Source organism: Carbonatibacter coralli, from assembly GCF_039592655.1.
GTDB lineage: Bacteria > Pseudomonadota > Alphaproteobacteria > Kiloniellales > Kiloniellaceae > Carbonatibacter > Carbonatibacter coralli.
Genome location: NZ_JBBUTJ010000001.1, coordinates 892,817 through 911,509, shown reverse-complemented (window position 1 = coordinate 911,509; position 18,693 = coordinate 892,817). Strand labels below are relative to the sequence as shown.

Below are 18,693 nucleotides of genomic sequence, written 5' to 3'. Positions count from 1 at the left end.
AGGGTTTGTGAGCGTCATTCTCTTTTGATTGATTTGGCTGATTAACCGGTGTTCGTCTTGCAACATTTTTTGCGTTCCCTTTTTGCTCCCGGAGCCTTCCTGGCTTTGGGGTTCTCGCTGCTTTTGCCTGAAGCTTCCCCTGCACAGGAGCAGGAAGAGAGGCCGCTGGTGGAAAAGGGGGAAGAGCGTTTCCTTGAAGAAGAGCTTGAAGTGGCAATGGCCATGCAGCCCGTTGTCGAGGGAGGCAGCGCCTTTTTCCGGATGGGAACAGGCAGCACTGTTTCCAGTTCCTTCCAGCTGGGACGCATTATCGCCAGTGCAATCAGCAAGCCCTATGGTTCCCGTCCCTGCAACAGGGGGGGAGGCTGTGGTGTTCTGGGACTGATCGCGACCTCGCAATCAACAGAAGGCTCCCTGCAGACCTTTGAGCGCATGAAGGAAGGGCGGCTGGAAGCCGGGGTGATGCGGTCCGATGTGGCCTATGATGCGGTACGCCGGAAAAAGAATGACCTGACACCGGTCTACGGAACCTCCATGCGCTCCATTGCCAATCTCTATCCGCAATATTTGCAGATCCTTGCGAGAGTGGGGAGTGACGTCCGCAAGCTGGAAGACATCAGGGGCAAGCGGGTGGCGATCGGTTTGCCCGGTGACGGCATGCGTCCGATGGTTGATGTGATGCTCGGGGAGCTGGAGCTGAAGGAGAAGGATCTCGAGCTGGTCTTCATGACAGCAGAAGAAGCCTATTTCAGCATCAATGAGGGATCACTGGATGCTGTTGTGATGTTCGATTCAGCACCGTCCAGGCTCGCAGAGCTGCTTCTGACCAGCAACCGGGTGATCATGCTGCAAATTCCCGAAGCGGTCAGGATGGCTCTGATCGACAGCAACCGCGCGTTCTCCGATCACCGCCTGCCTGTCGGGACCTACAGCAGTGTTCCGCCGATCGAAACGATCAGGACGCCAGGGCAGCTGATTGTCCGTTCCGATCTTGATGCCAGACTGGTGTACGAGATCACCCGGGCGCTCTGGCACCAGACCACTGTCGAGAAGATCGGGGACGAACGGGTTCTGGACGAGACCATCGATGTGGAAATGGCCATTGATGACATGATTGTCCCGTTGCACCCCGGCGCATTGCGTTTCTACAGTGAAATCGGTTTGCTCAGCGGTAAAAAACTGCATTCCCGCGACTGATCCTGCGGAGCATTCTGCCCTTTCCCGAACGACAGAATACTTTCATTTCAGCCTGTTGGCTGATACCGTATAGTCCTTGCGAACAACAAAGCACGGTCTGCAGACTGTGCTGTTTTGAATCAGGACACCTGACATGCACAGCCTGCCTTTTTGTGAATCCAGTGATGACAATGTGATTTCCCTCGTTCTGATCGGGAAGGAGGAACTGGAAAGCTGGCTGGAGCTGCAAACCGCTTCTGTTGCGGCCTGGGTCAGATCCTGTGGCTTTACTGCTGCTGAAGGCTCTGTTTGCCTCCTGCCTGCAGCCCTGATGGATGTTGCCTCTGGCCCGGAGGCTGGCGAGGGACTTTCCGCGGTTCTCGCTGGAACGGGCGATGATGCCGGTTTCTGGAGCTGTGCAGGCCTGACCACCCAGCTGCCGGAGGGAGACTATGTTCTGGACAGTGATCTCTCCGTGGAAGAAGCAGAAAGCTTTGCGTTGGCCTGGGCCCTGGGGAGCTATCGCTTCAGTCGCTACAAGGCGGGTGATCCGGACGGGAACAAAAAGACTGTCAGACTGGTTTGGCCGGAGGACATCGATCAGCCGAGAGTCGAGGCTTTGGCCCGTGCTGTTTTCCTGACACGTGACCTTGTGAACACCCCCGCCAATGACATGGGACCGGAAGAGCTGGCCGCCGCGGCCAGAACACTGGCTGACAGTCATGGTGCGGATTACAGCGAAATCGTCGGTGACGATCTGGTCGCTCAAAACTTCCCGGCGATCTACGAGGTGGGCAAGGCGTCGACCCGTGCTCCGCGTCTGGTCGATCTGAAATGGGGGAGCAGCGGTCCTGCGATCACACTGGTTGGCAAGGGGGTCTGTTTCGACACCGGTGGTCTGGACCTCAAACCGGCGTCAAACATGTTGCTGATGAAGAAGGATATGGGCGGAGCCGCCCATGTTCTGGGGCTTGCGTCCGCAATTATGGAAACAGGTCTGTCCTGTCGCTTGCGGGTTTTGATCCCGGCTGTTGAAAACGCTGTAGCCGGCAATGCCTTTCGTCCGGGTGATGTGATCAACACGCGAAAGGGCATGACAGTCGAAGTGGGCAACACCGATGCAGAGGGGCGTCTGGTTCTTTGCGATGTCCTTGATCTGGCGGCTTCCGAAAATCCGGATGTCATTCTGGACTTTGCAACCCTGACAGGGGCGGCCCGGGTGGCTTTGGGGGCTGATCTTCCTGCTCTTTTCTCCAACAGTGAGGATCTGGCACATCGCCTTCGCGAACTTTCCGTACAGGAGGAGGATGAGGTCTGGCAGCTTCCGCTGCACAGGCCTTATCGCAAGCTGCTGAAAAGCGCTGTTGCCGATATCAACAACATCTCGGGCGGTGGTTTTGGCGGAGCCATTACCGCAGCACTCTATCTGGCCGAGTTTGTGCCGGATGAAATTCCCTGGGCCCATCTGGATATTATGGCCTGGAATGCCTCTTCCCGTCCCGGACGCCCGGAAGGAGGAGAGGCCCTTGGCCTTCGTGCAGCTTTTGCACTTGTTGAGGAAATGGTTGGGGAAAGTTGAAAAAAGAGGAAGAATAACAGCGGGAAATTGAGCTTTGTCAATGTTCTGTAAAGTGATGTCCTCTAGGGTCGTCATCATGAAATCTTGAAAACGGGAGACGGATCAATGTTTACCAATGTTCTTTGTGCAGTCGATGGTTCCGAACACAGCAAGCGCGCTGTGAAGATTGCAGCTGAAATTGCCCTGAAATTTGAAACTGCACTGACCATTCTGACTGTTGCCAAGGCTGTCAAGATGAACGATGGCCTGCGGCGTTTCATGGAAGTCGAGCATCTTTCCGGCCACGATGCCCAGTACGTTCTGGACACCTACAGCCAGGAAATCCTCGAGGAAGCCTCTGACATTGCAAAGGGTGTCGGGCTGGAAAACGTCAAGACCGAGGTCAAGGTTGGCCCGCCTGCACGATCTATCGTGGATTATGCAGAAGGCCACAAGATGGACTGTGTTGTCATGGGCAGCCGTGGTCATGGCGATTTTGAATCCCTGTTGCTGGGCTCTGTGTCCCACAAGGTTTCAAGCCTTTCCAAGGTGACCTGCGTGACCGTTCGCTGATTGGCTCAGGCCTGAACAGTGAATTGAAAAAGCCCGTTTCTGACGGGCTTTTCTTTTTGCTTGTCTTGGAGTCGTTTTTTGCGCAGAATCATTCCGTAAGCGAAACAGAGAGGCCTCGACAAAACCGAGGAATGAAGCTGTCATGGACATTACCGCAAAACAGGCGCTGGATCTCTGGCGCGGGGTTATGGTGGAAGCGCTCAAGGCAGACTTTCCCGATCTGACGTCTCGCCAGTTTGCCCTGTTGATGCATGTTTATCTGACGCCGGCGCCCCATACCGTGCGCGGCCTTGCTGAAGAACTGAACATGTCCAAGCCCGCTGTGACCCGTGCACTGGATCGCCTGACCAGATACGATTACATCCGCCGGAAGACAGATGAAAGCGACCGCCGCTCTGTTCTGGTTCAGCGAACGATTGCAGGTTCGGTGTTCCTGCGAACCTACGGGGACATGATCGAAAGCTATGCCAGCGAGAAGCTTCAGGACTGAGGGGGCGATTCCTGTACAGCAAAAAAGCGAGGCAGGAAGCCTCGCTTTTGTTGTTCGGGGAATATGGTGTCTTTTGATGACTTTTGTCAGGAATTGACAAACTCGACCACAGCAGCATGCCGCTTGGCATCGCCAGTTGCGAGAACCTGACCGTCAGAGTTCATGTTCAGGCGGTTGCCCTGCCAGTCTGTCACGCGGCCACCTGCACCCTCGATAACCGGGATGTGGGCCATGTAGTCATAAAGTCCCAGACCGCTTTCCAGAACAATATCGATTGTGCCGTTGGCAATCAGGCCATAGTTGTAGCAATCACCACCCATCAGGGGGAGTTTGGAAGCTGCAGCAAGACGATCGTAGTGCGCCAGTTCCTCGGCATCTCTGAAGAGGATGGGCGTGGTCGTCGCAACTGTGGAAAGCTTCAGGTCGGGGCAGGCGCGGGTCTGGACCGGGCGGGTTCCGCGATAGTCTGTAAAGGTTGTCTGCTGACCGGCCGCGCCAACCCAGCGTTCGTTCAGGATTGGCATGGAGATCATGCCTATGATCGGGGAACCGTTTTGCAGCAGGGCAACGAGTGTGCCGAAAATGGCATGACCTGAAATAAAACTGCGCGTGCCGTCAATCGGGTCCAGAACCCAGACAAATTCGGCATCCGTGTTTTCCGAACCGAACTCCTCGCCGTAAATGCCGTGATCGGGGAAGGTCTCGTTGATCCGTTTGCGCATCACGGATTCAGCGCCGCGGTCTGCAACAGTGACGGGGGAGGCATCTGACTTGTCCTCGATATCCGGGTTCTGGCGGAAGTATTCCTTGATAACAACTGCTGCCTCGTCACACAGACGGTGGCCCAGATCAATGAAGTGCTGCGGGCAAGTGGCTTCGGCCATGGGAAATACCTGTCCTTGTAGAGCTTTGCAAAGCTTCAGAAGTGTTGCTGCAGAAGGGCGTGGAACCCGGAATCTTTTTGGTTTCTCGCCTTCCCGGAAAGGCTTTGATGTCCTCAAAGAAATACAAAAAAGGCAGCGATTTGTCGCTGCCTTTTTTCAAACGCTGTAATTTAATTCGCTTGTCATTGCGGCAGAGCGACCGGAGCAGAGGCCTGGGCGCGCAGGTAGGCGATCAGGTCTGCACGCTGGTCGGCTTTTTTCATGCCGGCGAAGCTCATTTTTGTGCCTGGAGCGTATTCCTTCGGCTTGTACAGGAATTCGTTCAGGGCCTCGTAGTCCCACAACTGGGCGCTCATGCCGTTGAGGACATCTGAATAGCTGTAGCCCGGGTGGGAAGCTTTCGCACGATCCACGATGCTCCAGAGGTTGGGGCCAACCTTGTTCGGGCCGCCTTCGTCAACAGAGTGACAGGCCGCACATTTCTTGAAGAGCTTGGCGCCCTTGTCAACAGATGCGGAAGCCAGCAGAGGAGAGACAGGCTCGGCACCCTGTGGTTCTTCAGCGGCAGGCGCAGCAGTTGCTGTACCGTCACCCAGATCAACAACGTAAACGTTTTTCTCAAGGTCTTCGGGCTTGTAGAGCAGGTCTGCAATGAAACCGGACCCCATGTAGATGATACCGGCGCTGAGAACGGCTGCTGCAATCTTGTTCAATTCAAGAGACATATCTTTCCTGACCCTTTGGGCATGTTTTTGATCTTTGCAGGCGACAATACAGTCCCCTTGCTTTCTGTTCAAGTCCGAGGCTGTTTTTTGTGTTTGGAACCCAGTAAAACAATAGAAAAGATAAAAAGGCCTTAAACATTGCCATTTTTTCTTCGGTTTGATGCGTTTCTACTCAATCACATCGGAAAAGTCAGGTTTGACGAATCGTCGCACCTTCGCGTCTTCCGGTTCCATTCGCATCTTGCGCAACTGCAGGATCGCATTAAAGTCCTGTAAAAATAATCAGGCTCCTTTGCGGTCTCTTTTGTCTTACGTTCTTTTTCAGGTTTGGTTTTCATGACGCAGGAAACAGTTGCAGCAGCGCCCCTCAAACCGGTGGTGTTGATTCCCTCCCGCCTTGGTTCGACACGCTTGCCGAACAAGCCCCTGGCAGAGATTGCCGGTGCACCGATGATTGTCCAGTGCTATCGCCGTGCTGTAGAGGCCGCACTGGGACCTGTCGTGGTGGCCTGTGCAGAGCAGGGCATTGCTGAAGCTGTTGAACGCGAAGGGGGAACAGCCATCCTGACGGACCCTGACCTGCCATCCGGTTCCGACCGGATTCATGCAGCTCTTCAGGCCTTTGATCCCGAGGGCAGGTACAATGCCGTCATCAATGTCCAGGGCGATCTGCCAACACTTGAACCGGAACTGATCAGGCGCTGTGCTGCCCTGCTTGGGGAGCCGGGGGTTGATATCGGAACCCTCGCCGCCCGGATCACTGTCCCGGAAGAGCGGACGAACCCGAATGTTGTCAAGGCTGTTGCGGGGTTTGATGCTGGGCAGACTGTTGCGACGGCTCTCTATTTTACCCGGGCACAGGCGCCCTGGTGTGAAGAGGGGCGTGATGAGAGCGAAGCGCCGCTGTATCATCACATCGGGCTCTATGCCTATCGCCGCTCTGCGCTGGAGACTTTTGTATCCCTCCCTGCCTCTGTTCTGGAGAAGCGGGAGCGTCTGGAGCAGCTTCGTGCCCTGGAAGCGGGGATGCGTATTGATGTAGCGCTGGTGGACACTGTCCCGCTCGGCGTGGATACACCGCACGATCTGGAACGTGCTCGTGCCCTGCTGGCGCAGCAGGGCTGATGTGACGGGCTGTTGAAAAGAAGACTGACTGAATGGGAAGCAGACTGATGAGTGAAGAGACGGGGAAAAACGGCAAGGGCATTATTGCTTTTCAGGGCGCGCGCGGAGCGAACTCCGACATGGCCTGCCATCTGGTGTATCCGGAGATGGAGGTGCTTCCCTGTCATTCCTTTGAAGACACCTTTGCGGCTGTCCGAAACGGGCATGCCGAGCTGGCCATGATCCCGATTGACAACTCCCGTGCTGGCCGGGTGGCTGACAATCATCACCTTCTGCCTGATTCAGGTCTGCATATCGTCGGGGAACATTATCAGCGCATTCGTCATCACCTGCTCGCTCCGAAGGGAGCAACAATGGAGACGATCAAACGGGTGCACAGCCATGTTCATGCAATCGGTCAGAGCCGGAACCTGATTCGCGAACACGGATTTGAGGCACTGGTCGCCGCGGATACTGCGGGTGCTGCAGCCGAGGTGGCTGAAAAGAACTCCATCGAGGATGCTGCCATTGCTCCGCCGCTGGCCGCTGAGCTTTACAATCTGGAGACTCTGGCAACGGATGTTCAGGACACGGATGACAACACCACGCGTTTTGTGATCATGGCGCGGGAGCCGATTGACCCTGATCCTGCAGAATCAACCGTTGTCACGACCTTTGTCTTTCGTGTGCGTTCGGTCCCGGCAGCTCTGTACAAGGCGCTCGGAGGCTTTGCGACCAACGGGGTCAATATCACGAAGCTGGAAAGCTATATCACGGACGGCAGTTTCGCCGTGGCGCAGTTCTATGCCGATATCGAAGGCCACCCGGATGACCGGATGGTGCGTCTGGCACTTGAGGAACTCAGCTTCTTTTCCAAGGAAGTGAAGATTCTGGGCGTTTACCCGGCCAGCCCGTTCCGCAAGCAGGTGGCTGCGCAGTAAATCCGGTATCAGGATTGGCTGAAAAGCCAGTCGTTGATCAGTTCACGGGAAATGGAATCCTGTGAGGAAAGGCGAAGGGGATGAGTCTCGACTTCGCCTTTTTGCTCTTTGTGATGGGCTTCCAGCAGTTCATTGCGATGGAACCAGCGGGCGTCCTCGATCTCGTGAGGATCAATGCTCAGGGGCTGGTGGCGGTCTGCCGTGGCGCAGAAGCCGACCATCAGGGAAGAGGGGAAGGGCCAGGGCTGGGAGGCAAAGTAGCTGACGCTTTGCAGGGCAATGCCGACCTCTTCGCGGGTCTCCCTGACAACAGCCTGTTCCAGGGATTCCCCGATTTCCACAAAACCGGCGAGAACGGAATACATCCCGTTGCGCCACCTGGCATTGCGGGCCAGCAAACACCAGTCACCGTCGGTAATTCTCATGATGACAGCCGGGTCTGTCCGCGGAAAGTGCGCCGCGCTGCAATCCGGATTGTTGCACAGGCGTTCCTGCCCGTTCCTGACCGAGGCTGTTGTGGAGCCGCAGCGCCCGCAGTGACGGTGGGTCCGGTGCCAGTGATAGAGGCCGCGGGCATAGGCTGCCAGAGAGGCTTCCTCCCGCGGGAGCAGGCGCCAGACGTTGCGCAGGTTGTGGAGTGTTCCGACAAAGCGCTCAGGAGCTGATTGGGAATCCGCAAAACAGAGAGCCAGACACAGCGAGCCGGAGACTTCACCGAGGCAAAGCACTTCATCCGCCATGTTGGCAAGGCCCTGTCTTTCCTGATCCGGCAGCGTGAAAAGGCAACTTTGCTCTGTCGGCATGAAAAGGTCCTGACCAACACAGACCAGAATCCGGATATCGCCCTGTTGGGCAACAGGGCCGCGAATCAGGCTGCTGCTGATATACATCAGATTTCTGGGATCGTGTGGCTGTGACGTCATCTCTTTGGTTTCCGGCATTCTTTTTTCACAGCCTTGCGTCTTTCCGGAGAACTGTCGAGTGAAAAGCTGGTGAGAGAAGAAAAGAAAAAAGCTTGCCTTTTCGAAAGACAGGGTCGATATAGAGCACCGAGAGGTTGGCTGCGGGCGCAGCGTTCGCCAACCCGGTCAGGTCCGGAAGGAAGCAGCCGTAACGAATTGCTTACGGGTCGTGGTTCAGCCTCTCACCTAAATAAAACAGAGAAAACTGTCTATGCGGGTGGCCGTTCCGGTTCGACCCGTTTTTTTATGTCCTGTTTTTGCGTCTGCCGCTTGGATGCTCCGAACGCATGGTCTATGGTGAGGGCCTGCAGTGATGCAAAGCGATAAGAATCAAGAGACAAAACAGGTTCACCGTATGAGTGATCAAACAGATCAGGATCAGGCCTATCAGGTTCTGGCGCGAAAATATCGCCCGGCCACCTTTCGCGACCTGATTGGTCAGGACGCACTGGTGCGCACCCTGACAAACGCACTGGAAACAAACCGTCTCCACCATGCCTTTGTGCTGACCGGTGTTCGGGGTGTGGGCAAGACGACCTCTGCACGGATCATAGCCAAGGCCCTCAACTGTGTCGGGCCTGATGGTGAGGGTGGCCCAACGCCCGACCCTTGCGGCGTGTGTGAATCCTGTCAGGCCATCGCACAGGATCGCCATGTCGATGTGATGGAAATGGATGCGGCCAGCCGGACCGGTGTGGGTGACATCCGCGAACTGATCGAATCCGTCCGCTATCGCCCTGTATCGGCGCGCAAGAAAGTCTACATCATTGATGAGGTTCACATGTTGTCCAACAGCGCTTTCAACGCGCTGCTCAAGACGCTGGAAGAACCGCCGGAGCATGTGATCTTTATCTTTGCGACAACGGAAATCCGCAAGGTTCCTGTAACGGTGCTTTCCCGCTGTCAGCGGTTTGATCTGCGACGCGTGGAGCATCACGAACTGATGGAGCATTTCAAACGCATTCTGGACAGGGAGTCTGTTCAGGCGGATGACGATTCGCTGAACCTTCTGGCCCGTGCTGCTGACGGCTCCGTCCGTGACGGACTTTCCCTTGTCGATCAGGCCATTGCACTGGGTGGTGGAGCGACGATCGCACTGGATCAGGTCCGCCACATGCTGGGCATGGCAGACCGGACGCGGGTTTTCGATTTGATGGAAGTCTCGCTTCAGGGAGACTGTCCCGGAGCGCTGGAGATTCTGTCCGATCTTTACAGCGGTGGTGCCGATCCGGTGGTTGTGATTCAGGACCTGCTGGAGCTGTCACACTTCCTGACACGTGCGAAGCTGGTTCCCGAAAGCCTCAACGCTCCGGGCGTCCCGGAAGCAGAGCGCGAACGCGGTGGAGGCATGGCGCAGGAGCTGTCGCTGGCTGTTCTGGCGAGGACCTGGCAGCTTTTGCTCAAGGGGCTGGAAGAGGTACAGCGTGCACCCAAACCGCTCCAGGCTGCAGAGATGATGCTGGTGCGGCTGACCCATGCAAGCAGCCTTCCCACGCCGGGGGAAGTCATAAAAAAGCTGAAGGACGTTCTGGCAGCTGAAATCCCGGCCAGCAACGTCCTGACAAAAACGGGTGAACAGGCTGGCGCAATGGTTGCGAACGGTGGCACGGGCGGCTTTTCACAGGCCGCGGGAGCTTCTGTTGGCGGACTGGTGCGCCAGGGTGGAGCCAATGATCCGGCACGACGCGGCGATGGCCCGCGCCTGGTTGTTGACAATGAAGCCAGCGTAACGGTTGCGACCGACGCCGACACGCCAATGGAGAAGGATGAACGGGGCTATTACCCCGTGCCTCTGCGCTTTGCGGATGTGGTGACGATTGCACGCAAGGAAAACGAGCGTATCTTTGCGGCCTATCTGGCAAACGATGTCCATCTGATCAGCTATGAGCCGGGTTACATCGAGTTCAATCCCGGAAAGGGTGCGCCGTCCGATCTCGAAGGTCGTTTGCAGCGGCATTTGCAGGAATGGACGGGCGTCGTCTGGGATGTGCGCGCTTCGGCACGGAGCGGTGTTGAGACAATTCGGCAGCAGGAAAAGGATATCGGCAGCGAACTCGACCGCAAGGCGATGAAGGATCCGATGGTTCAGGCTGTCCTGAAGGTTTTCCCCGGAGCGCAGTTCGTCAGCCGGAGCGGACTGGATGCAGGGCAATTTGTCGTCGATGGTTTTTATGATGATGATTCGCTGGACATTTTGCTGCCGAATGACGATTTTGATCTGGATGACAGTGCCCTTGAAGCCAGACTTCAAAGCGGCGAAGAGTGATTGACGACGAGAGAAGACAAAACCATGAAAAACCTCGCTTCCCTGATGAAACAGGCCCAGAAGGCCCAGGAAAAAATGCAGGAAATGCAGGCCTCGCTCGAGAGCCTTGAAGTTGAAGGCAATGCAGCGGCCGGCATGGTCAAGGTGACAATGAACGGCAAGCACGTGGTGCGCAGTGTTTCCATTGACCCGACCCTGATCAAGGCTGATGAGGCCGAGGTTCTGGAAGATCTGCTGGTTGCGGCAATCAATGATGCAAACGCGCGTGTTGAAGCGGTGGCACAGGAAAAGATGCAGGAAGTCACAGGCGGCATGAACCTGCCGGCCGGTATGAAGATGCCGTTCTGATCATGTGATGTTCGGGACAGTTTCTGCATTTGGAGATCATACTGCATGGCCCAGAGTGAAATAGACAGATTGGCCCAGATGCTGGCACGTTTGCCGGGGCTGGGGCCGCGTTCTGCCCGTCGGGCTGTCCTGTTCCTGATGAAAAAGCGGGAGACGCTTCTGCTTCCCCTTGCCGAGGCCATGAAGCGCGCTGCCGATGCTGTCCAGACCTGCCGGATCTGCGGGAATCTGGATGACAGCAATCCCTGTGCAATCTGTGCAAGCGAGAAGCGTGAAAGCTCCCAGATCTGCGTGGTGGAAGAGGTCGGAGACCTCTGGGCACTGGAGCGCAGCGGGGCCTATCGCGGGCGCTACCATGTTTTGGGTGGAACGCTCTCCGCACTGGATGGGCGCGGTCCGGAGCAGCTTGCCATTGACGGTTTGCTCAGGAGGGCTGCGGCTCCGGATGTAAACGAGGTCATTCTTGCGCTGAGTGCGACTGTCGAGGGACAGACCACAGGCCACTATCTGACCGAGAGGCTGGCGGATTGCGGGGTGAAGCTCACCCGTCTGGCTCATGGTGTCCCTGTCGGCGGGACCCTGGATTATCTGGATGACGGAACCCTGACAGCTGCCCTTCGGGCCCGTCGCTCTGCCGAATAGAAAATCATCTTTTGGTAATCATTGGGGCAGATTGCCTTAATAGTGGCAAACAAACCCAAAAGTCTTCATGCTTGGGACTTGATCGCTTCTTAGCTTCTAGGCTGAAAAGAAACGTCTCCCTGAAAGGCTTTCCCATGACTCGCCGCAGAAATCTTCGCTCTTCTTCCTTTTATATTCCCGCAGCGGGTGCAGCGGTTGTTGCACTTTCCCTGGCGTCGGTTTCCCTGGCACAGGCTGCTGAGTCTGTGGTTGTTGATGACAGCAACCGGGAGGAGCTTTCCCTGATTCTTTATGAAGGCGGGTTGGCGCAGATCAACGAAACCCGTTCGGTGGACATGAAACAGGGTGGACAGACTCTGATCCTTGAGGATGTTCCGGACGGCCTGATCCCGGCAAGCCTGTGGCTGAGCGGTGACGGCCTGCGTGTGAATTCCCAACGTCTGCAGGCAGCGACCTTGTCGCAGCGTGCCCTGCTGGCAGCCAATCTGGGCAAGACGATCAAGCTGGTGCGCGACAATCCTGTTACCGGTGAGGAAAAGGTGGAAGAGGCTCTGGTCCTGTCTCTGGAACAGGGGCTGATCCTGAAAGTCGGGGACCGGATCGAGACCAATCCGAAGGGAAGACTGGTTTTTGAATCTGTACCGGATAACCTGCGCGCTGAAACGGCATTGCTGGCTGATGCGGTTGTGGACGAGGATGGCCCTGTTTCGCTGGATCTGCGTTATCTTGCCAATGGCTTCGGCTGGGATATGAACTACATCGGTATCCTGGACGAGAAGGGTGAAAAGCTTGATTTGCAGGCCCAGGTTACCCTTCACAACCAGACGGGCCTGAGTCTGAGCGATGCCAGAGTGCATCTTTTCGCCGGGCAGGTAAACCGAAGCTTTCAGCCCAAACAGCAGCTGCACGCTGCTGCCCGCGGGGCGGCGGTCCAGTCACTGGAAGCAGAGGCTGCCTACAGTGATGTTGCGGAAACCAGAAGCTCTGTGTCGGATCGTGATCTCTACAGCCTTCCCCGGGCTGTGACACTGGCGCCGAACCAGTCGATGCAGGTGCCTTTCCTGACCGCCCAGGACGTTCAGACAGAAACACACTATCGCTTTGACAATCTGGTCTCTGCATGGCCACAGAATCACCAAAGCGGCCGTCAGCAGGCGAGTTTGGCGCTGGAGCTGGACAACGAGGAAGCCAAAGGTCTGGGCAAGGCTCTGCCTGCCGGGCTTTTCAGCCTCTATCAGGCCAGTGCAATCGGTCCGGTCTTTGTTGGCGAGGTGCCTCTGCAGAGTCTTCCGGTTGATGCAAAGGCAGAGTTGCCTATCGGTCAGGCCAATGCGGTCTTCGGCAAGGCCCGTCAGACAGACTATCAGCAGCTTTCCAAGAAATCCTATGAACTGGCGCAGGAAATCACCCTGACCAACAGCGGGGACAGTGATGTGACGGCCGAGCTGCGCGGCTGGATGCCAAACGGCGAGTGGGAGGTTCTGGAAGAAAGCCTGACGTCGGAAAAGCTGGCGGCCAATCGCATTGGCTGGACCGTCGAGTTGCCCAAAGGTCAAAGCAAAACCCTGGCCTATCGCCTGCGCGTCAGAATGCGCTGATCAAACTGCCGGGTGCATGGGTGTCGTTCCTGAGAATAAGTTCTCCGGGCTTTAAACCGTCGTCAGACTGCAACTGTTCCCGGAGTGCCGGATTTGTGAAACAGCCTGTCTTACTGCTCCAGCAGGGCAGGCTGTTCTGTTTCCGGTTCGGGCCTGTCTGTATCGGCGTCCTCTGCGCTTTCCGCGCTGGCCTCTTCCAGAAGGGTGGCAGCAATCGCCTTTTTCGCCTTGGCGCCCATCAGTTTGAGCTGTTCTGTTGAGCGCACCAGATTGCCGCGGCCGTCAGAAAGCTTGTTGATGGCTTTGTCTGTTGCATCCTGCGCCTGACCGAGGGATTTCTGAATTCTGGCAAGGTCGTCTGTGAAGCCAACGAACTTGTCATAGAGTGCTCCGGCCTTTTCGGCGATCTCGAGAGCATTGCGATTCTGGCGTTCGTAAACCCAGATGTTCTCCACAGTTCGAAGGGCCAGAAGCAGAGTTGTCGGCGTGACAATCACCACGTTGCGCTCAAGCGCCTGTTGCATCAGTTCCGGCTGGTGCTGGACGGCAAGGCTGTAAGCTCCTTCGATCGGAACAAAGAGCAAGACATAGTCCAGTGTGCGGACCACATCGAGATCCTGATAGTTTTTGCTGGAAAGGCCTCTGATGTGATTTTGCAGCGACTGTGTATGCTCCTTGAGCGCCTGGGCCTGTTCCTCGTTGGTTTCGGCGTTCTGGTAACGGTCATAGGCTACTAGGGAAACCTTGGAATCGACGACAATGTCGCGTTCGTTGGGCAAATGGACGACAACGTCAGGGCGTGATCTGCGGCCATCCTCGCCCGTGACGGAGAGCTGGACGCTGTATTCCCGGCCTTCTTCCAGACCTGATTTTTCCAGTACCTTTTCAAGGATCATCTCGCCCCAGGCACCCTGGGCCTGATTCTGTCCCTTGAGGGCCTGTGCCAGATTGGTGGCCTCTTCACTGATCACCTTGTTGGATTTGGCGAGAGCTTCAATCTCTGTGCGCAGCCGGATGCGATCCTGTGTTTCCTTGTCATAGGTTTCCTCGACCTTCTTGCGGAAGGAACTGATGTTTTCCTTCAGGGGGTTGAGAAGATTTTCAAGGGAATTCTGATTCTGTTCCTGAAAGGTTTTGCTTTTCTCCTCAAGGATGCGGTTGGCCAGATTCTCGAACTGCTGGCTCATGTCCTTTTTGGCCTGTTCCAGCTGTTGCAGCTTTTCCTGATGGTGCTGTCGTTCCTTGTTCAGGGCAGTCCGGAGTTCAGCCGTTTCCTGTCCCTGGGTGGAAAGCTCCTGCCGAAGTTCCTCGATGGTCTGACGGGCGTCCTGTTCCTGCCGTTCAATCCGGGGCAGCTGGGAAAGGCGTTCATCCTGTGCGGCCAGTGCTTCGCGGGCCTCTGCATAGACGCCCTGAATGTACTGGAGCTTTTCCGACTGCTGCTGAAAATCCTGTTCCTGTTTGTGCAGCTGGCTGCCCAGATTTTTGACTTTGTAGACCTGCTCCTGAAGATCCTGTTCCAGTGATCGCCGTGCCTTGCCGGCACGAAGCGAGATCGCGAGGCCTCCAACAAGCAATCCTGAAACCAGTGCAGCAGCGGCGATGATCAAGTCCATCAAATCAAATCCGTCATCAAGGGAGTGATACAGGGTTGAATATTCCTGTTTTGTTCCCCAAAGACTAGCAGCTTGGAAAAAGCGTGACCAGACTTCTTTTTCTTTGTGGGGAGATCTGCTTTTCTCTTGTTTTCCTTGACCGGACGCGCTGGGGAGAATACCTAAAAGCCTATGAGAAAAGGGATGATCCCCGAATTTTTGTTCTCCTGTTGAAAAGATTGCCAGAAAGACAGAAAGATGGCTGTTCGCAAGATTGTCTATGCCCCCGCTCCGGTGTTGAAAGAGGTCTGTAAGGCTGTAGAGCAGGTTGATGCGCGTGTTCAGACGCTGATGGATGACATGCTCGAGACAATGTATGCCGCCAGGGGTATCGGCCTTGCTGCCAACCAGATCGGCGAAACGGACCGCGTGATTGTTGTTGATGTCGCGGATTCAGACAGTGAGGAAAAACCGGCTCCCCTGCTGATGGCCAACCCGGAGGTCATCTGGACCTCTGAAGAGCTTTCCTCCTACAATGAAGGCTGTTTGTCCCTTCCTGAGCAGTATGCCGATGTCGAGCGTCCGGCTGCCGTGCGCGTCCGTTATCTGGACCGCACAGGAACAACGCAGGAACTGGATGCTGACGGATTGCTGGCGACCTGCATCCAGCACGAGATTGACCACCTCAACGGTGTTCTCTTTGTGGATTACCTCTCCAAGCTCAAACGCGGCATGGTGATGAAGAGGTTGAAGAAGGTTCTCTCCCAGCGCGAAGACGCCTGAGGGACCGTTCAAAAACAGCAGGATGATCCGATATGAAACTGGTCTTTATGGGTACTCCGGATTTTTCGGTTCCGGCTCTAGGGGCACTGATTGAAGCAGGTCATGAAATCCTTGCTGTTTACAGCCAGCCACCGCGTCCGGCGGGCCGCGGACAAAAGGAACGTCCCAGCCCGGTTCACGCCTTTGCGCAAGAGCAGGGGCTGGACGTACGTACACCTGTAAGCTTCAGGGATGAAAGCGTTATTGCAGAGTTTGCTGCTCTGGAAGCTGATGCTGCTGTTGTTGTTGCCTATGGTTTGATCCTGCCTGTTTCCGCGCTTGAAGCGCCGCGTCTGGGCTGCCTGAACATTCACGCTTCCCTGTTGCCGCGCTGGCGCGGGGCTGCGCCGATCCAGCGTGCAATCGAAGCCGGTGACAGCGAAAGCGGTGTTTGTATCATGCAGATGGAACAGGGGCTGGACACGGGGCCTGTCCTTCTGGAAAGGCGTTGCCCCATTACTGCGGAGACAACAGCCAGCTCCCTGCACGATGCGCTCTCGGAGCTTGGAGGTGCGGCTGTTGTGGATGCACTGGAACAGTTGGGTCGCGGAGAGATCAGGGCTGTTACCCAGGCTGAAGAGGGTATTACCTATGCTCACAAGCTGGAAAAGGCTGAAGGTTTGCTGGACTGGCGTCAGACAGCTGCAGAGCTGGATCGAAAACAGCGGGCCCTGACACCCTGGCCGGGTGTTCAGTTCCTCCACAAGGGGCAGAGGATAAAGGTTCTGAAAGTCCGTGTGCTGGATGAGGCACCGCAGGCAGAGGCGGGAACTGTTCTTGACCTGCCGGGTGTTCCGCTGGCTGTTGCCTGTGGTTCAGGAGCGCTGGTCCTTGAAACACTGCAACGTCCGGGCAAGGGCCCCATGGAGATTGCAGCCTTTGTAAACGGATACGCCTTTGAAAGGGGAGAAATGCTTCCCCTGCCGGAGGATGCCTGAACTCCATGAGCCATTTTGAAGCGCGCAAAACCCGTTACAAACTGATTGTCGAATATGATGGGACGCCCTTTTGCGGCTGGCAAAGGCAGCAGGGTCAGCCTTCTGTCCAGGAAACGCTGGAAGAGGCAATCTTCCGCTTTTCACAGGAACGTCCGGTGATCACGGCATCGGGACGCACGGATTCCGGTGTTCATGCCATGGGGCAGGTTGTCACCTTTGATCTGAACCGTGCCTTTCCGGCACACAAGGTGCGTGATGGCCTGAACTTTCACCTGCGCCCCTCTGCCGATCAGCTTCGCAAGGGCGCGCTTCAGTCTGTCTGTGTCCGCGAGGCCCTTGAGGTTCATCCCGAATTCAACGCCCGTTTTTCTGCAATTCAGCGCAGTTATCTCTACCGGATTGTGAACAGGAGGGCGCATCTGGTTCTGGATTTCAATCGCGCCTGGTTCGTTCCCCAGCCTCTGGATGCCGACGCCATGCACGATGCTGCCCAGATTCTTGTCGGACAGCATGATTTTTCTTCGTTCCGGGCAGCCGAGTGCCAGGCGCAAAGCCCTGTAAAGTCCATTGATGAGATCGCGATCCGGCGCGTGGGTGAAGAGGTGCAGATGACCATTTCCGCCCGTTCGTTCCTGCATCATCAGGTTCGCAATATCATTGGATCCCTGAAGAATGTTGGCGTGGGCAAGTGGACAAGGGATGACCTTCGGACGGTTCTGGAGGCAAGAGACAGGAACAGGGCCGGAATGATGGCTCCGGCAGCAGGTCTTTATTTTGTTTCCGTTGACTATGAAAAAGGCGCAGAGCAGGGCCTGAACCCCGATCCTGCGCCTGAAGAGGAATAGCTCTTCCTTTTTGCTTTTATGCGTCCGGAAAGTAACCCTCCAGAAGGTGCTCGTAGATTTCCGACAGCTGCTCAAGCTCTGTAACCGTGCAGTGCTCGTCGACCTTGTGTGCCGTATCATTGAGCAAACCGAATTCGGCAACGGTGGCATGGCTGCGGATGAACCGGGCATCGGATGTTCCTCCTGATGTTCCCAGTTCGGCCCTGATGCCTGTGACGGCTTCGATGGACGCTGTGAGCAGGTCGCTGAGCTTTCCGGGAGGGCAGAGGAAGGACTCGCCCGAAACACGCCATTCCAGCGCGTAGTCATCGCGAACCCTGTGCAGGCGTTCCCTCACCCATGCGATTACCTGATCCGAATTGTAGATGTCGTTGAAGCGGACGTTGAAGTTCGCGGTAATCTTAGCCGGGATGACGTTTGTCGCCGGATTGCCGACATCGACAGTCACGACCTGCAGGGAAGAGGGCAGGAAGTGCTCTGTTCCGCTGTCCATTGGCTCGGTTGTCAGATGCGTCAGCATCTGAACCATCGGATGAACCGGATTGTCGGCCAGTTGCGGATAGGCGGCATGGCCCTGCATGCCGTTGACCGTCAGCTTGAAGTTGATGCTGCCGCGTCGGCCGATCTTGATCATGTCGCCAAGGGTGTCATTGCTGGTTGGCTCACCCACCAGACAGTGATCCATCCTGTGGCCCTGTTCCTCCATCCATTCCAGAACCCGTTTGGTTCCGTTGATGCCAATGCCTTCCTCGTCCCCCGTGATGATGAACATGATGTCACCATCAAAGTCCGGGCGCTGGTCCAGAAAACGCGCCAGAGCGGCCACAAAGGCGCCAATGGAGCCTTTCATGTCGACGGCACCACGACCGATCAGGCGGCCATCAACAATATCGGCAGAGAAGGGATCGACAGACCAGTCGGAAGGATCGCCGATGGGAACGACATCGGTATGACCGGCATAGCCAAAAACGGGGCCCTTGCCGGAACCGCGTCTGGCGAAGAGGTTGTCGACCTCATAGCTGCCTTCGCTGACAAAGGTCATGCGCGTGCATTCAAAACCCAGCGATGTCAGGGCCTCTTGCATCAGGTCGAGGGCGCCGCCTTCCTCGGGAGTAACAGAGGGACAGCGGATGAGGTCCTGTGTAAAGGCCACGGCGTCACGCAGGCGTTGGGTGTCGGGGCTGGAAGCTTCGGTCATTTCTTTTTCTTTCCGGTTCCCTGCTGCC

At 56.3% G+C, this 18,693-nt stretch carries 18 protein-coding genes and 1 other RNA gene; 14 read left to right on the top strand and 5 right to left on the bottom strand.

The features are described 5' to 3' along the window. The first annotated feature begins 57 nt into the window (after nucleotides 1-57). The 4 genes from AAAH10_RS04210 (at nucleotide 58) to AAAH10_RS04195 (ending at nucleotide 3,797) form a co-directional block, all read left to right on the top strand. Nucleotides 58-1,197 carry a TAXI family TRAP transporter solute-binding subunit gene (locus tag AAAH10_RS04210; RefSeq protein WP_343560834.1) on the top strand — a complete coding sequence of 380 codons (1,140 nt, stop codon included), beginning with the start codon at nucleotides 58-60 and terminating at the stop codon, nucleotides 1,195-1,197. 133 nt (nucleotides 1,198-1,330) lie between these two features. Beyond that, nucleotides 1,331-2,755 (top strand): leucyl aminopeptidase family protein, encoded by a 1,425-nt coding sequence (locus AAAH10_RS04205; protein ID WP_343560832.1) that lies wholly within the window; start codon nucleotides 1,331-1,333, stop codon nucleotides 2,753-2,755. 105 nt (nucleotides 2,756-2,860) lie between these two features. Then, complete coding sequence (locus AAAH10_RS04200; protein ID WP_343560830.1) at nucleotides 2,861-3,307, top strand: universal stress protein; 447 nt, start codon at nucleotides 2,861-2,863, stop codon at nucleotides 3,305-3,307. Nucleotides 3,308-3,449: 142 nt separating this feature from the next. Then, nucleotides 3,450-3,797, top strand: a complete 348-nt coding sequence (locus tag AAAH10_RS04195) for a MarR family winged helix-turn-helix transcriptional regulator (protein WP_343560828.1) — start codon at nucleotides 3,450-3,452, stop codon at nucleotides 3,795-3,797. Nucleotides 3,798-3,883: 86 nt separating this feature from the next. On the opposite strand, the gene hisN is transcribed toward AAAH10_RS04195, so the two are convergent. Further along, nucleotides 3,884-4,681 carry a histidinol-phosphatase gene (gene hisN, locus AAAH10_RS04190; RefSeq protein WP_343560826.1) on the bottom strand — a complete coding sequence of 266 codons (798 nt, stop codon included), beginning with the start codon at nucleotides 4,679-4,681 and terminating at the stop codon, nucleotides 3,884-3,886. 182 nt (nucleotides 4,682-4,863) lie between these two features. Continuing rightward, nucleotides 4,864-5,406 (bottom strand): c-type cytochrome, encoded by a 543-nt coding sequence (locus AAAH10_RS04185; RefSeq protein ID WP_343560824.1) that lies wholly within the window; start codon nucleotides 5,404-5,406, stop codon nucleotides 4,864-4,866. A 336-nt stretch (nucleotides 5,407-5,742) separates the two neighbouring features. Here AAAH10_RS04185 and AAAH10_RS04180 point away from each other — a divergent pair, with 336 nt between their 5' ends. Together AAAH10_RS04180 and AAAH10_RS04175 are read left to right on the top strand one after the other, a co-directional pair. Beyond that, a complete protein-coding gene (locus AAAH10_RS04180; RefSeq protein WP_343560822.1) occupies nucleotides 5,743-6,531 on the top strand; it encodes a 3-deoxy-manno-octulosonate cytidylyltransferase in 789 nt (262 codons plus the stop codon). Nucleotides 6,532-6,578: 47 nt separating this feature from the next. Then, the gene (locus AAAH10_RS04175) at nucleotides 6,579-7,451 is read left to right on the top strand and encodes a prephenate dehydratase (RefSeq protein ID WP_343560820.1); all 873 of its coding nucleotides are present in this window, start codon (nucleotides 6,579-6,581) and stop codon (nucleotides 7,449-7,451) included. 8 nt (nucleotides 7,452-7,459) lie between these two features. On the opposite strand, the gene nudC is transcribed toward AAAH10_RS04175, so the two are convergent. Next, on the bottom strand, nucleotides 7,460-8,374 hold the full coding sequence (nudC, locus tag AAAH10_RS04170) for an NAD(+) diphosphatase (protein WP_343560818.1): 915 nt from the start codon (nucleotides 8,372-8,374) through the stop codon (nucleotides 7,460-7,462). Between the two features lie 128 nt (nucleotides 8,375-8,502). Here nudC and ffs point away from each other — a divergent pair. From ffs to AAAH10_RS04145, 5 genes are all read left to right on the top strand, one after another. Continuing rightward, nucleotides 8,503-8,600: signal recognition particle sRNA small type (gene ffs / locus AAAH10_RS04165), an RNA gene on the top strand. Between the two features lie 126 nt (nucleotides 8,601-8,726). Continuing rightward, nucleotides 8,727-10,679 (top strand): DNA polymerase III subunit gamma/tau, encoded by a 1,953-nt coding sequence (locus AAAH10_RS04160; protein WP_343560816.1) that lies wholly within the window; start codon nucleotides 8,727-8,729, stop codon nucleotides 10,677-10,679. Nucleotides 10,680-10,703: 24 nt separating this feature from the next. Then, nucleotides 10,704-11,027 carry a YbaB/EbfC family nucleoid-associated protein gene (locus tag AAAH10_RS04155; RefSeq protein ID WP_343560814.1) on the top strand — a complete coding sequence of 108 codons (324 nt, stop codon included), beginning with the start codon at nucleotides 10,704-10,706 and terminating at the stop codon, nucleotides 11,025-11,027. 45 nt (nucleotides 11,028-11,072) lie between these two features. After that, nucleotides 11,073-11,669 carry a recombination mediator RecR gene (gene recR, locus AAAH10_RS04150; RefSeq protein WP_343560812.1) on the top strand — a complete coding sequence of 199 codons (597 nt, stop codon included), beginning with the start codon at nucleotides 11,073-11,075 and terminating at the stop codon, nucleotides 11,667-11,669. A gap of 134 nt (nucleotides 11,670-11,803) precedes the next feature. Next, nucleotides 11,804-13,267 carry a DUF4139 domain-containing protein gene (locus AAAH10_RS04145; protein WP_343560810.1) on the top strand — a complete coding sequence of 488 codons (1,464 nt, stop codon included), beginning with the start codon at nucleotides 11,804-11,806 and terminating at the stop codon, nucleotides 13,265-13,267. A gap of 110 nt (nucleotides 13,268-13,377) precedes the next feature. On the opposite strand, the gene AAAH10_RS04140 is transcribed toward AAAH10_RS04145, so the two are convergent. Next, a complete protein-coding gene (locus AAAH10_RS04140; RefSeq protein WP_343560808.1) occupies nucleotides 13,378-14,883 on the bottom strand; it encodes a DNA recombination protein RmuC in 1,506 nt (501 codons plus the stop codon). A gap of 237 nt (nucleotides 14,884-15,120) precedes the next feature. Here AAAH10_RS04140 and def point away from each other — a divergent pair, with 237 nt between their 5' ends. The 3 genes from def to truA are packed head-to-tail and all read left to right on the top strand — an operon-like array spanning nucleotide 15,121 to nucleotide 17,467. Next, nucleotides 15,121-15,645, top strand: a complete 525-nt coding sequence (gene def, locus AAAH10_RS04135) for a peptide deformylase (RefSeq protein WP_343560806.1) — start codon at nucleotides 15,121-15,123, stop codon at nucleotides 15,643-15,645. A 32-nt stretch (nucleotides 15,646-15,677) separates the two neighbouring features. Beyond that, entirely contained in the window at nucleotides 15,678-16,622 is a 945-nt protein-coding gene (gene fmt / locus AAAH10_RS04130; RefSeq protein ID WP_343560804.1) for a methionyl-tRNA formyltransferase, read from the top strand. A gap of 5 nt (nucleotides 16,623-16,627) precedes the next feature. Then, a complete protein-coding gene (gene truA / locus AAAH10_RS04125; RefSeq protein WP_343560802.1) occupies nucleotides 16,628-17,467 on the top strand; it encodes a tRNA pseudouridine(38-40) synthase TruA in 840 nt (279 codons plus the stop codon). 16 nt (nucleotides 17,468-17,483) lie between these two features. Here the strand turns inward: truA and dapE are convergent, their stop codons facing one another. Next, nucleotides 17,484-18,665, bottom strand: a complete 1,182-nt coding sequence (dapE, locus tag AAAH10_RS04120; protein ID WP_343560800.1) for a succinyl-diaminopimelate desuccinylase — start codon at nucleotides 18,663-18,665, stop codon at nucleotides 17,484-17,486. Nucleotides 18,666-18,693: the final 28 nt, after the last annotated feature.